1 protein-coding gene (running past one end of the window) is annotated in these 15,455 nt (G+C 70.2%); it reads right to left on the minus strand.

The genetic code is table 11. The features are described 5' to 3' along the window. Positions 1-15,455, minus strand: the 3' portion of a protein-coding gene (locus tag ABD882_RS17475; RefSeq protein WP_345188707.1) for an Ig-like domain-containing protein. It continues 14,647 nt past the right edge of the window; the window shows 15,455 of its 30,102 coding nt (coding positions 14,648-30,102); the start codon falls outside the window, past its right edge; the stop codon is at positions 1-3.

Raw genomic sequence — 15,455 nt, forward strand, 5'->3', positions numbered from 1 at the left:
TCAGAGGGAGGCGGCGAGATCGTTCGCCCAGCTCTTGAGCAGGGTCGCGTAGGCGGAAGTGACGGATCGGTTCGCCGTGTCGGCCGCGAAGGTCGCGAGCGCGGACTTCGCCGCAGTGCGGTTGCCCGCCGTGAGCGCGTTCTGTGCGGCGGTGAGATCGGCCGCGAGCCGGGATGCCACCGACGACGAGGTGATGGTGCCGCTCGACACCCCGTACGAGACGGCGCTCTGCAGCCCGGCGATCGTCGCGTGCACCGTGATCGTGAACGTCGACGTCGAGACGTTGCCCGCGGCGTCCGTGGCCGTCAGGACGATGGTGTGCGCGCCCGCCGCGAGGGTGGCGACCGCGATCTGCGCTCCGCTCCCCCAGGCCGCGCCGTCGATCGTCGCGCGCACCGAGGCGATCCCGGATCCGGCGTCGCTCGCGCCGTAGCTGAGCGTGATCCGCTGCGACACGTCGTAGGCGGTGCCGTTGGACGGAGCCGTGACGGTCCAGGAGAGCACGGGCGGCGTGCGGTCGATCGTGAACGACCGCGACACCACCACGGAGTTGCCTGCCCGGTCGGTCACCCGGACCGAGATGGTGTGCACGCCCTCTGCGGGCGGCGCGGTGAGCGTGGCCGAGGAGGCGTACGCGACCGGTGCGCTGTACGGCGCGCCGTCGATCGAGAACGCGACCTGCCAGGGCCCGGCAGGCGCCGCGCTGAACGACAGTGCGAGGGAGAGCGGGCCGGCAGCGACATAGGTGGTGCTGCCTGCCACGACACCCGCGACCGTGACGGCCCCCGACGGGGGAGAGGTGTCGACGACCAGCGTCGACGGCGCGGATGCCGTGGCCGACGTATTGCCCGCGACATCCACGCTGACCGCTGTCACGGTGTACGTGCCTGTCGCGAGTATCTGACCGGTGTACGCGACGCCGTTCACGTACACCACGGTGGAGACGGCGTCGGCCGCCTGCACCACGACGAAGCGCGGCGTCGCCACCCTCGTCACGTAGTCGGTGCTCGACGCGCCGGTGTCGTCGAGCGGGTTCAGGGTGACGGTGGGGGCCGCAGGCGGGGTCACCTTCTTCACCAGGGTCTGGGTGTAGACCGTGGGGTTGCCGGCGGGATCGGTCTCGGTGACGGTGAGCATGATCGGGCCGTCGTGCAGTGCGGCCAGGGATCCGCTCCAGAAGGTGGTCTTGCCGCTGCCGTTGAGCGTCGCGGAGCCGGTGATCGACACGACCCCGTCCGTGAACACGTACCGGACGAGAGCGCGGGTCTCACCGCGCACCGCCACGCTCATCCCGCCGACGTTCGTCTGCGTGACCGTCGAGGCGACCGGCGTCACCGAGAGCGCCGGGGGCGCGGAATCGAAGAGGATCGACGTCGTCGTCGCGGTGCTCGCGCCGATGCCGTTGGTCAGGGTCGTCGTGATGGTGAGCGGCCCGTCCAGCAGCTGCGACACATCGACCGGCACGACCAGGACGCCGCTCGTGTCGATGATGTCCATGCCGTTCGCGACGTGTCCGGCGCTGTCCGTGATGATGACGTTCGCGATCGAGCCGGCCTGACCCCTGACCGTGACGAGGTACGCGCCCCCGGTCGCGAGGTTCGCCCACGCGGCGGACGTGACCTGCGGCGCGGTCGGCGCCACGCTGCTCTTGCCGATCGGAGCGGTGAGCGTCACGGGAGGCTGCGCCGGGGCCGTGACCGTGGCCGTCACCGTGATGACGCCGTCGGCGAAGCCGGAGAGGTCCAGCACGACCGCGAACGATCCACCGGCCGAGATCGTGCCGGATCCCGAGACGATGCGGCTCCCCTGCGTGAACGAGTACGTCACGGCCGCGCCGGGCGCGCCGCTCACGACGAGCGGAACCGCGCCCGCCGTCGCCGGCGTGATGCCGGAGGGAAGGTTCACACCCGCGCCGGACGGCAACGACAGGTGCGCGGGCGCGGAGACCCCCACGACGCCCGACGAGGACCCCATGCCGGACGAGTTGAACGGCCGCACGTTCGCCGTCTTCTGCACGTCGTTGGCGGTGCCGCCGAGGTTCTCCGGCATCTGGTTGAACGGCGACCCGGTCTGCTGATGCCACGCGTCGTCGTGCTGCAGGACGAGGCCGAGTTCGCCGAACGGCTCGCCGTTGCGGGAGGCGATGCCCTGGTAGCGATCCGAGAACGGCGCGTACCGGGTCATCAGCGTCTGATCGGCGCCGTCGCTCTGGGACAGGGCGTACAGGAACTCGGGCAGGAACGGCTGCAGCGTGCGGCTGACCGCCGGCATGCCGAACTGCGAGAACGGCACGTAGTAGCTGTTGTGGTTGCCGACCCAGTCGATGAGGCGGTCTCCCCCGGTGCCGGCGAAGAAGATGTCCTGGCCGGCGCCGCCGTAGGCGAGCGTCTCCCAGGCCGGCGTGCCCCAGACGAAGTTCGCGGTAGCGAGGTGGAACGAGCCGTCGGCGCCGCGCACCAGGTTCGGCACCGGGCCGTCGTTCAGGCCGCCGTTCACGTGCGTCGAGGCGCGGACATCGATGACGTCGTTGCCCCAGCCGCCGTACACCCGCACCCGGCCCATGCCCGCGACGATGTAGTCGTTGCCGAGGTCTCCGAAGATCGCCTTGTCGCCCGTCGTCGGCATCTGCGGATCCCCCGTACCGGGGTACCAGGTGAGATCCAGCGGCATGCCCGCGTCGGTCGGATCGAACGTCAGGAAGAACGGCAGGCAGGTCGGGCTCGCCACCATCGTCTTGCACAGCAGCGGGTTCGGTCCGCCCAGGACGAAGTTGTTGCTGACCACCGAATTCAGCCACACCTCGCGGCGCGGGTCGGTCGGGTCGAAGTAGCTCGACTTGCCCGACATCCCGGCGCGGGCGGCGTTGCCGTTGCCGTCGTCGCCGAGCGGGTGCCAGCCGGCCGGGTTGCCCGGGTTGAACGGGTGGTACCAGTCGGTCTCGTACGGCGTGGCGTTGATCGCGGTGCCGGACATGTCGAAGTTGTCGGCGTAGCCGAGCTCCGGCGCCTCGGCGCCCGACACCGCGGACTGTCCGGGTCCGGCGTGGATGACGCCGTTGCCCCAGCCGCCGTAGATGATGTTGTGGCCGTAGCGCGGCTGGTAGTGGTCGCAGATCGCGTTCTGCTTGCACCCGGTGGAGAAGCTCGGGCTGCCGGCGGCCTGCGGATCCCAGTTGTACGGCCAGAGCACCGCGGTGTAGGTGAGGGCGTCCGCCACGTTGATGACGGCCTGCTGCACGTTGCCGGGAGTGGTGATCAGCTGGCTAAGGTTGGCCGCCGGGATCGGAGCGATGCCGTACAGCAGCTCGCCGTAGCTGGAGCTGTTGCGGCTCGTGAAGCAGCGTCCGCCGCCGCCGATGATGCAGCTGTCGCCGCGACCGCCGGAGATCCAGTTGTCCGCGTAGCCGGTGATGATGGTGTCGTTCTGACCGCCGCCGTAGATCACGTCGTTCGCCGGCCCGCCGTAGATGAACGCATCGCCGGACTCGGCGTGGATCTCGCTGCCGCGCATCAGGGGCACGCCGTCCACCACGATCGGGGTGCCGCCGATGTCCCCGACGCCGTTCGTGGCCGCGGCTCCGGTGACCTGCGGGCCGGGCTGGTTCGCGAGGTCCGGGCCGCCCGGGGTCGAGTCGAGCAGGTTCACGGCGCGAGCGATGATGCGCTCGGTCGCGGTCAGGTAGCCGTTCACGTCATAGCTGAAGTTCAGGTAGCCGACCGACATCGCGACGCCGTTTCCGGCTCCGTAGGTGCGGTTCGTTCCGACCAGGCGCACGATCTCGCCGTTGTTGGCCAGGATCACATTCGCGTCGTGCGCGTGCCCGTTCGGGTTCGTGATGCAGTGGTTTGTCGTGTCCAGCGTGCCGTCGCCGCAGTCCTCGCGGCCCGCGTTCAGCCCGGATCCGCCGAAGATCAGGTTCGATCCGCTCGCGCGCTCGCTCGGCAGGGTGAGGCTGAAGAAGTCGGAGTTGCCGCCGATGATGTCGTTCTGACCGCGGTTCGCGAAGATCGTGTTGCTGCCGCGGCCGCCCTCGACGTAGCTCTGCCCGTCGGTCGCCGCGACGGTCGCGGCGACGGTGCACGGCAGGGACGTGCAGGAGGCGGGCGCCGGGGCGCCGGTGAGGGTGAGCGTGCCCTGGTTCACGGCGGTCACCACGCCGACCATGACGCCGTTGACGGTGAGCGTCTGCCCGACCGCGATGCCCGCGTCGGCCCACCACAGGCCGTCGGTGCGCGCGATCGTGTGGGCGCCGAAGACGAGGCTCGCGGTCAGCCGGTACTGCAGGGCGGCGTAGTCGTCGACGGACGGGTTGATCAGCAGGGCGTTGGAGGAGTCGCGGCAGGCGCCCACGCGGTTGCCGAGGAAGGATCCGCGGAACGAGCAGGTGGCCGCGCCCCCGAAGACGCTGCCGATCGACGGCGAGCCGTTCGATGCGGTCGGGTAGCCCGTGGGCGAGTCGGGCGCGGTGATGTCGATCGAGCCGTGCGCCTGGATGATGTTGTCGTTCGATTCGCCGAAGATCATCGCGGATCCGGATCCGCCGGCGATGTAGTCGGCGCCCTTGTTGCCGGAATCGTGCAGTCCGGTCGGGCGGGTCGGATCGACGCCCAGCGGGACGGAGAGCAGGATCCCGCCGGTGCCGGAGAGGAAGTCGCCCCACCACGCGTGCCCGGTCGGGTCGTTCTGCGAGGCGCCGTCGGTGAGGCTCTGCGTGAGCGATCCGGGCGTGGTGCTGTAGATCTGCGTGCCCACGAGGTCCTGGAAGCGCGGGTTGCGGTAGTCGAACAGGTGCGAGCCGCGGCTCAGCGCGACGCTGCCGCCGATGATGAGGTTGCGGCCCGGCCCGCCCTGGATGTCGTTCGCGCCGTCGCCGCCCACGATGACGTTGTCGCCGCCGGACGCGTAGATCCGGTTGTCGCCGTGGTTCTGGGTCGCATCGGAGTACGCGGCGAGGATGTCGTGCGTCGTCTGGATCCGCTCCACGCGCGCGTCGCCCCACGGCGTGGTGCCGCTCGCCGGGCAGTAGACGTTGAGCGCGCTCGTCCCGGTCGGCCGGCAATAGCCCTGCGGCGGGCCGACGGTGAAGGAGGCGCTGCCGACGGACATGCTGCCGATCGCGTTGCGCGAGAGGGTCGCCGTCTTCAGGTCGGCACTCACGGCCGTGATGATCGTTCCGGCGGAGAGCAGCGTACCTGCGGTGTCGGCGATCACCAGACCCACGTCGGTGAGGCGGAAGCAGGCGGCCTGGCAGGTGATGGTCGCGACGCCGTTGAGGGCCGAGCCCAACGGCGCGTGCGAGGCGAGCGCGCCCGTGACGGTACGGGTGCCGCCGAGCGGTCCGGCCGTGATCACGCCGACCGTCGCCTCCTGGGTGTCCTGGGTGACGACACCCATCGCGCCGAAGATGATGTTGTCGTAGTCGCCGTAGCGGTCGGTCGTCGTGGCGCCGGGCACGTCGCCGTAGATCAGGTTGTCCCCCGCCACGAGCGGGTCCGCGTTCTCGTAGACGCTGTTGTTCACCGTCGGGAACGAGACCGCCCGCGTGATCACATTCGTGTTGACGCCGTTCGCGCCGAGGATGATGTTGTCGCCGCGCCCGCCGTAGATCGTGTTGTTCCCCGAGCCGCCCGCGATCAGGTCGCCCGCCTGGCTGCCGGAGATCGTGTCGTCGCCGGATCCGCCGTAGATCGTGAGGCCGACCGACGGCACCTGGCCGTTCGGGACGCCGGCGAACAGCGCGCTCGCGTCGATCACGTTGTTGCCGGCGTGACGGAACGGGTTGGCGACCGGGAACACGAACTGCGGCGTGCCGACGCCCACCTGGTTCGGGAACGGCTTGGATCCGAACACCCGGCTGGTCTGCGTGTGCGGGTCGCCGGAGTACCAGATGCCGTCCTGCGAGGTCGCGCCGTAGACCACGAGCGGCGAGGGCGCGTAGCCGACCACGGCGACGCTCACGTTCGGGTTCGTGAACGCGGGTCCGCTCAGGGTCAGGACCGTGGCGGTGACGCCGGTGATGGTCCAGGCCGGCAGGCCGCCGACCTGCAGCACCATGCCGTACACGAAGCCGTCGGCGATCCAGGATCCGCTGGCGCGCGTGAGCGTCGGCGAGGTGCCGGACGTCCCCGTCGCGAAGGTTCCGGTGACGGTCGGCGGGGTCGCGCCGGGGCCGGGGCCGGCGCCGCCGGTGACCGTGAAGACATTGCCGCCGTAGCGGACCGCGTTGCCGCTCGCCGCAGCCTGGGCGACCGTGACGCTGCATGTGGGGCTGCTCGCGCACGGGGGCGTGACTGCCGCGGTGAGCACGAGGATGTCCTGGGTCGGACCGGCGAAGCCCGTGACCGTTCCGACCACGACGCCGTTCACGGTGACCAGCTGCCCGATCGAGAAGCCCGCCTCGACCCAGCTGCGCTCGTCGGTGCGGATGAGGGTGTTGCCGACGAAGTGCACGTTCGTGGTGACGTGGACGGCGGGGTCGAAGACCGCGACAGTGCCGTGCACGCCGGTCCCGGCCGCCGGCCCGTGGCCTGTGAAAGTGATGACTGCGCCGGTGATCGCCGTGATGACGCCGATCGGCACGCCGTTCCACATCAGCTCCTGGCCGACCGCGAACTGATCCGCCACCCAGGCGGTGCCGTCGTCGCGGGTGAGGGTCGTCGCGGTGATGTCGAAGTCGCCGGTGATGCTGAGGGCTGCGGCGCCGCCGCCGTGCAGCGCGGTGAGGCCGCCGTGCACGAAGGTCGTGCCGGGTGTGCCCTCCTCGTTCGTGTACGGGCCGCCCACGAGCGTGCCGGTCACGGTCAGCGTGTCGTTGCCCTGGCCCTCGAGGATGTTCAGCGACTGGATCGTGGACAGGCTCGCGTTGGTCTGGATCTGCCCCGTCGCCGGGTCGACGGTGACCGAGCCGAAGCTGATGCCGCTCGGGAACACCGGCGGTTCGCCGAACGTGGGCTTGGCCGGGTTGCCCGGCTCGTAGCCCTTGTGGTGCGTGAAGTCCAGGCCCGGGCCCATGCCGAAGCCGGTGAGCGTGGTGGAGCTGAGCACGCCCGTCTGGTTCTGCTGCGCCCCGTCGTCGAAGATGTTGAGGACGTTGACCTGCTGCGCCTCGGGCGGCTGGATCCCGATGCCGAACGGCAGCGCGTTGCCCTCCTGCGGCAGCATCACCGGCAGCTGCAGCGCGGCATGGTTGTCGACGGTGGGTCCGCCCTCGACCGACAGCGGCCCGCGGATCGCGGAGAGCAGGTGCGGCGTCTTCGGGAAGCTCAGCAGCGAGGCGCTGCCCGGCGGGACGTTGTACTTCGGATCGGCGACGACGCCCATCGCGACCGGCTGATACCAGTTGCTCGACGTGAACGTCACCTGCGCCGCCCACTGGGTGAGGGTCAACGTCATCGTGCCGCTGGCGCCCAGCACCGCGGCGAGCGCGGTCTTGTCGGTGACGGTGAGGATGTCGACCCGGGTGGAGGTGCTGCCGGTGAGCGCCTGGATCTTCAGCATCGTCCCGGAGGCGCCGATCTTGAAGATCTGCCCCTCGAGGAAGCCGTCATCGAGCCAGCTCGAGCCGTCGGCGCGGGTGAGCGTGCCGGCGACGGAGTCGTAGACCACGGGTCCGGTGAAGGATCCGGCGTTCACGACCCGGCCGATCGTGACCGTGTGCGGCCCGGCCGTCGGCGCGGCGCTCAGGGTCAGGGTCGTCGCGGTGACCGCCACGACCGTCGCGGTCAGCGGCGCCCCGGCACCCGTGAGCTGGATCTGCTGCCCCGGTGCGAAGCCGTCCGCGAGGAAGCTGCCGAGCTCGGTCGCCGCGAGGCTGACCACGGTGCCGGCGATGGTGACGGCGCCGCTGAAGAACGTGACCGTCCGGCTCCCGCCGATCGCGCCGTTCGTGACCCGCCCGCCGTCGGTGACGATGTCGGTCTGGCCGTCGGTCACGAGCGCGACCGTGACGTCCTGGCCGGGGGCGGCCGCGAGGCGGATGCTGATGCTGGATCCGGGTCCGGGCACGGTGCAGAGCGCGTCTCCGCACTTGGTCACGACCATGCCCGCGGGCGCCTGCACGATGCCGGCCGGGGTCAGGTCGTTCATGACGAGCACGTCCCACGGCGTCAGGCTGTTGTCGACGCCGACGTATTCGGGACCGCTGCTGGTGACGCTCGCGACCAGGTAGGAGTTGTGCGGGTCGGCGATGCTGTAGTGCAGCGTCGCGTCCTCCTTGACGATCACGGGCGTCGCCCAGTCGAGCGTGGAGAACGTGATCGTGTACACGCCGGCGGTCGTGCCGAACGCCGGGGTGACCACGTGGAATCGCGGATCCGTGCTGGAGAGCGAGATGCGCGGGTCGTTCGCCGCGGTGATCGTGACGGTCACCGGCGCACTGGGCTGCGCGGCGAGCACGACCGAGGCGTAGCCGGAGATGGCGTACGTCGCGTTGCCGCTGCCGCCGAGGATGAGGTTGCTCGCGTTGCGGTCCGGGATCGCGAAGACCAGGCCGGTGACCGTGGAGGTCGCGTTGGCCGAGAGCTGCGCCCAGGTGCCGTCCGCGGCGACCGCGACGATCGTGGTGCCCGCGGGGATCGCGCTGCCGGTGTCGGCCTCGACGAGGCTGCGGCCGACGTCGCCGCCGTTGAAGCCGGCGCTCGCGGAGTACAGGATGTTCGACCCGTTCGTGGTCGAGCCGTCGCGGTACTGCTGCACCGCGGCGAGCCGGCTCGGCAGGGCGAAATGGATGCCGCTCGCGTTCGCGACCGGGGCGGACAGGACCACCGTGTGCGCGTCGACGACGGAGAGGATGACGGTGTTCGCGGGGATCGCGGCGCTGCCGTCGATCGAAGAGATCGGCTGGCCGACGTCGCTGAGCGTGAAGTTCGCGGCGCTCGAGGTGAAGGTCGTGCTGCCGCCTGCGACGCCGTCGGTGAAGCGCGAGGCGATCGAGATGCCGGTGGTGTTCGTGTTGCCGAGGTCCGTGACGAGGATCGCCGGGCTGCCCGGATCGATCTTCGTGACCTCGACGTTGCGCACGGTCGCGTTCGCGAAGAACGGATCGGCGCTGAGCACGCTGTGGCTGATCTCGTACGTGCGGACGCCGTCGTTCAGCGCATCGTTCATCGCGCCGGCCCACACCAGCTGCGGGATCTGCCAGTTGCCGGGTGTGAAGACCAGCACGAGCGCGCGCTGGGGAAGGTCGGCCGGCAGCGCGTCCATGATCATGTGCTGGTAGAAGTCGCTGTCCGCCGTGGTCGTGCCGGGGTTCGGGACGGTCCCCAGCGGAGTGGTGGCAAGGAGGATCGAGTCGCCCTGCGGGGTGCCTTCGCGGTTCAGCCGGATGTCGGGCTCGGCCGTGACCGCGATGTACACGGTGGAGGTCGGCGCCTGCGCGAGCCGCACGCTGTACGAGTCGATCGTGCCGATGGGCGGCCTGGTGGCCTGAGAGTTCTGCGTCTCCTTCACGAGCGTGCCGCCCGCGTGCTCCGTGATGATGACGGCGCCCTGCGAACCCTGCGCGACGCTCACCGCGACGCCCGGGATCACCACGTCCTTGTAGAGCTGGTCCTGCGTGATCACGGCGAGGTTGATCGTGCCGCTCGTGCCGTTGATGTCGCGCGAGTACACGTTGCCGCTGACGTCGCCGGCGACGTTGATCTGGTTGCTGCCGAGGCCGCCGATGACCCGCACGGCCACGCCGGGGGCGGTGGAGAGCACGTCGATCGTGTCGTCGCCCTCGAGCGCGTCGACCTCGATCACCTGCACGTTGCGGTAGGTCACCGACATGCCGGCGCCGAAGATGCCGTGGTCGGTCACGACGATGTGGTCGGCGAACTCGGTGCCCAGGATGATCAGCTTGTTGAAGCCCGTGCCGCCGTCGACCGACACCGGCGCGTTCATGTTGTATTCGACCTGGTTGTTGCCCGCGCCGGTGCGCACGTCGGTCTGCGCGGCGGTGGAGTAGCCGTTGGTGGTGATCGGGATCGGGATGCACGCGGGAGCCTCGAGCGTGGTGCACCCGCCGGGGAGGATGATGTTGCCGGCCGCGTCGGTCTGCGCGAGGGCGAAGCCGCGCACGATGAACAGGTTGTTGCCGCCGTCGCCTTCGAGGTGCACCACGGCGTGGTTCGAGTAAACGGTGAAGGTGTTGTTGCCGGTGCCGCCCTGGGCGACCAGCGGGGCGCTCGTGCCGCGGGACAGCCAGCCGCGTGTGGTCGCGACGGTGGCGACGTCGAAGACGTTCTCGGCGGCGAGGTTGCCGGAGGCGCCGTAGGACGGGGCGGGCGAGGCGACCGCCCCGGCACTGCGACGTTCGCCGTAGAGCTGCCCGATCTGGAACTGGTTGTCGCCGGATCCGCCGTCGAGGTAGGTGGGCGCGGCGTTGTCGTCGACCGCGAAGTAGTTGTTGCCGCCGAGGGAGTAGACGTGCAGGCCGCCGTTGATGGCCGAGTCGTAGTTGATCCGCTCGACGCCGTAGACGCCCGTGGTGCCGGTCGTGCTGGTGCCGCCGAGGTTCGCCTGGGTGCCGGCGAGCGTCGAGTGCAGCAGGGCGACGAAGCCGGATCCTGCCGAGTACGGGTCCGCGGAGACGGGGTGGGCGCCGGTGCCCTGGTAGAGCGGGGGCCGTGCCGCCGTCTCGCCGAGGATCCCTGCCGGGGTGCCGCGCAGCAGGAAGATGTCGTTGGTGGCGTACTCGTGCTGGGTGGACGGGTCGATGCCGGTCGCATCCGGCGTGCCCGCCGAGTAGGTGTCGTACCCGTAGATGTTGAGCGTGTCGGTGCCGTCGGCGGGGCGGTGCGAGCCGAGCACGTTGATCTCGTAGTTGTTGCTGGTGAACTGGCTGCCGCTCGTGAAGATCGAGTAGATGTTGCTGCCGGACTGGCCGTCGAGGGTCAGGGTCGCGCCGCGGCTCACCTGCTGGCCGAGGGCCACCATCGACTGCAGCCGGTTGACGACGAACGTGTCGACGCAGGTCGGTGGACCGTTGCAGAGCGGGGCGTAGACGCCGGCCTGGGTGGGCGAGCCGTCGCCGTAGGCGCGGGTCTGTCCGACGAGGATCGTGCGGTCGAAGACGATCGTGTCCGCCTCGGAGCCGCCGAACACCCGGGTGAGGCCGCCCGTGCCGTTGGCGATCTCGCCGGGCAGGCCGCCCGCGGCCGCCTGGCCGCTGCGCAGCACGATCACAGTGCCGTCGCCCGTGGTCGGGTCGGGGGCGGTGGTGTCCAGCGCGGGCACGGCGCAGACACCGGATGCGGCATCGTGGCAGTCGCCGTAGATGTCGATGTTCCCGGTCGCGTTGTCCGGCAGGTTCGGGTCTGCAACGACGGCGGCGAGGGTGCTGGAGAAGGCGAGGATCATGCTGCTCGGATCCGTGACGATGTCGTCCGCGGACCGGAGCAGGATGTTGCCGCCGTCGGATTCGATGAGGCCTTGCAGCACGGCCTGGCGAGCGTTCTCGACGACGAGCGTGGAGCCCGAGTGCAACAGCAGGATGTCGTTGCCCTCGGCGCCGGTCTCGGTCGTGGTGAGGCGCACGCTGTTCGGCCCGGTGACGTGGCCGGGGTTCTCCCCCGCGTGCGCGAGCAGCACGTTCATCGGGCCCGCGACCTCGGTGAGGAAGATGCTGCCGTCGGCCTGAGAGGCGACGTCGCACGTCGCGGTGACGGCGCGCTGCGCATCGGTGGCGTTCTGGTAGTTCGCGCCCTGGAAGAGCAGCGTGTACGTGCTCACGCAGCCGCTGCCCTTCGCGGAGTCGAGCTTGAGGTCGTTCAGGCCGTTCGCGGCGCCGATGCTGCCGTACTGCGCGAGCAGGTCGACGGTGTTGCCGAAGATGTTCGCCGCGGTGCCGCCGGAACCGGCGTTGTGGCCGTCGGTGATCGAGCCGTGGAAGTTCGTCAGCGAGATGTCGGCGCAGCTGGTCGCGCTCGCGCCGTAGCAGGTGGTCACGGTGTCGACGTGCAGGTCGCCGGTGGTCTGCGAGATGCGGATGACGCCCGGCGCCTGCGCGTTCAGCACGCCGAACCTGTCGATCGAGGACCGGATCTCGAGGAAGTTGCTGTCGATGCCGATCGTGCCGTTCTGCGCGGTCAGGGTGATGTTCACGCCCACGACCTGCGGTGTCGTCGCGGCCGGCGTGTGCCCGGAGGCGGGCGGGTTCGGCGACGGCTGCGGCGCGTCGTAGATCGATCCCGGCGCGGTCAGCGTGACGTCGTCGTCGGTGGAGCGGATCAGGCCCGCACGCAGATCCCCGTACTGCTCGGTGAGGGTGATGAAGCCGTTGGTGTCGGCGTTCACGGTGCCGTACGTCGCCGCGGTCACACCGGAGGCGGGCTGCTCGATCTGCACGAGGCCGACGATGTTGATCCGCGTCGCGGAGGGAGCGTCGTCCGCCGCGAAGACGTCGATCTGCCCGTTGCTCCCGCGGGATCCGGCATCCAGGAGACTGAAGTCGTAGGTGCTGTCCGTCGCGCTGCCGCCCGTGGCGAAGGCCCCGGGTTCGAGCGTCGGGTGCGGGCTCGTGCAGCCGTCCGGGTAGAAGCAGTGGGCGCTGTCCGGGTGGTAGAAGCTCACGTACTGCCCGCTCGGACCGGGCGTCGCGGTCACCTGGATGCCGGGCACGGAGCCGACCGAGGTCTGGTACTGCGTGGCCTGCAGCCGCACGAAGATGCTGTCCCCCGCCACGAGGTGGTCGATCGGGATGACGTAGGCGGGCGTCTGCGGGTTCGCGATCGCGGGGTCGCGCAGCAGCGTCTGCAGGTCGAGGTACTGGCTCGTGCCGGAGTTCGCGGTGACGTCCTCGTCGTTTCCCGCCCACTGGACGAGGTCGATGTTGAGGTAGGTGCCGGAGGCGGCGATCGCGGTGCCCGCGACGAGGTGCAGGATGTTCGTGCGGATCAGGTCGGTGTGCGGGCCGCTGAAGGTCGAGCTGGATCCGCCGCGCGCCGTCGACGAGGAGATCGATCCGGTGCTGGTGATGTCGGTCTCGCCGATCGGGTTCAGGATCGTGCCGTTGATGAGCAGGTCCGGCGAGGAGGTCGGGGCGTCGTTCGTGATCGTCACGAGCGTCGGGTCGACGTGGCGGACGATCGCGAACATCGCGCTGACCGTCGGGGCGGCGAGCGTGACCGTCGGCGTGCCGACGTTCAGGACCGTGATGTCGTCGACGACGAGCCGCAGCGTCGAGTGGTTGAGGATGGTGACGGCGCCCCAGTTGTCGCGGTAGTAGAACGTGCCCCAGTAGTGGGTGGACGGTGCGGCACCGCCATTCAGGCTGTTCTGGATCGTGCCGCCGCCCGAGCTCATCAGCACATCGCCGGTGTCGTGGTTGATGAGGTCGTCCACCTCGACGACTCCCCCGCCGCTGAAGTCGGTTCCCGGCGCGGGGTTGCTGACGCCGTTGACGGTGATGTTGACGGCGGTCACCACGTGGCCGTCGGGGCCGATGATCAGCAGCGGGCTCGGGCCCTCGTGGATGATCACGTCGGCGTTCCAGTCGACATGCCTGGTGCCGGTGTTGTCGACCGGGTCGCCGGCTTTCGTCTCGGCCTGGACGTACAGGGCGAGATGCGTCTGCCCGGCGGGGTGCGCCAGGTGCCACGGCGACGGGTCGGCCGGGTCGAGGCTCTGGTCGTTCGTGTTCACGCCGTACTGGATGCGGGTGCCCGCGACGACCGTCGCTCCGGAGTGCGCCGCCGCCGTCTCCGAGAACTCGTTGTTGTCGTATCCGTCGCTGTACGAGGGGCCGATGCACCAGCACTCGGGGTCGTCGTCGTGGGAGCGCGCATTGCCGCTGTGGAGCGCGCGGATGTCCACGCCGCTGTCACCCTCGACCCAGGTCGGCGTGCCCGTCTGGCCGTCGACGAGCGCGGTGTCGTGACTCTTCAGCTCGGAGACCGCCTTGGCCGTCGCGAAGCCGGCGAAGGCGATGAAGATCGACCGCGAGTGGCTCGTGATCTTCGATCCGGTCGTCGTGGCGAGCAGGTTCACGGATCCGCCGACCACGTGGGCGCCCGCGCCGATGACCGAGGCGGAGTTGTCGGTGAGGTGCACCTCCGCGTGCGACACGGATCCGCCCGCGAGACCGCCGCTCTCGGTGTCCGCATCGGCGTTGGCGAGGAAGGTCGCGGTGGAGAACACCCGCACCATGCCGCCCGCCGTGATGCTGACGCCGCCCGCGTCGACCTGCGTCGCCGCCGTGGTGCCGCTGATGCCGTCGGGGCCGGTCCCGACGAACGCCGAGGTGTTCGCGGTCCCGTCCACGTGCGAGGACACGCCCGCACCGGAGATGAGTCCGCCGGATCCGTTGCTCGTTGTCGCCGTCGCGTTCGTCTGCGTCATGGCGCTGATGCCGACGTTGCCGCCCGCGGTGATCGATGCGGCCGCGTCGTAGGCGCGCACGGTCGGGTTGACGGTGGTCTGCGCGGTCTGCGAGGTGAACGACCCCAGCCCGCCGCCGCCGCCGTTGGCCGAGGCGTTCGTCACGCCGGTGCCCGGAGGAGGCGACGCGGCGCGCAGCGACGAGCCGTCGGCGGTAAGCAGCTTCTGAGTGCCCGCGAGCGACCCGGTGAGCTGCAGCACGAGCTGCTGCGCGCCGGATCCGGCGGTGAGCGCGGCCCCTGCGAGGAAGAGCGTCTGGTCGCCGAACACGTGCGTCGTGGTGAGCGACTGCCCGGTGAGGGTGATCTGACCGGATCCGTTGCGGCTGCCGACCGTGTAGGTGGCGCCGTCGGCGAGGCCGATGCCCGCGGGCGCGAATGCCTGCACGTCGCGCGACTCGGGCGGAGCGGAGATGTGGATCGGGGTGACCACAGACGCGACCGGGCAGGCGGAGTCGCCGGCGTGGCCGACCGCGTCGCAGTAGGTCGCGGCGAGGCGGATCGCATAGGCGCTCTGCCTGATCACGTAGTAGGTGGCGCCGACGGTCAGCTCCGGGATCTTGTGCGATGCGTCGCTGATCCGGTAGATCACGGCCTGACCGTCGTGCAGGTTGTGATCCGAGAGGGTGACCGCGTGGGTGTTCGGATCCACGTTCACGGTGGGCAGGTAGACGTTGTAGGCGGATCCGCTGTCACCGGTGACGTGCCCGCTGCCGTCGACGGTGACATCGACCGCGTGGTTGCAGTAGTCGCACGCGGGGTGGCCGTTCACGGCCGGGATGCCCGCCCCGTGCGTGAAGGTGCTCGCCGGCGCGGACCGGTAGGTTACCTGCTGGCCGGCGGTGAACGACGTGCCGCCGATGAGGTTGCCGCTCACGTCGCCGGTGTGGAACACGCTGGCGGCCTGCAGCGCGTCGGTCTGGGAGGCGTAGAGCGCGATCGTGTAGGCGTCGATGACCCGCACGTAGTAGACGCCGCCGTTGGTCAGGCCGATCGAGGAGGCGTTGGCCGGGTCGTAGCGGTAGATGAGGGCGTCGCCGTCCTCGAAGTGGTGCGGCCCGCTGAAGCGCAGCAGACCTCGGGAGGTGTCGACCCCCG

It is taken from the genome of Microbacterium panaciterrae, from assembly GCF_039541635.1.
Lineage (GTDB): Bacteria > Actinomycetota > Actinomycetes > Actinomycetales > Microbacteriaceae > Microbacterium > Microbacterium panaciterrae.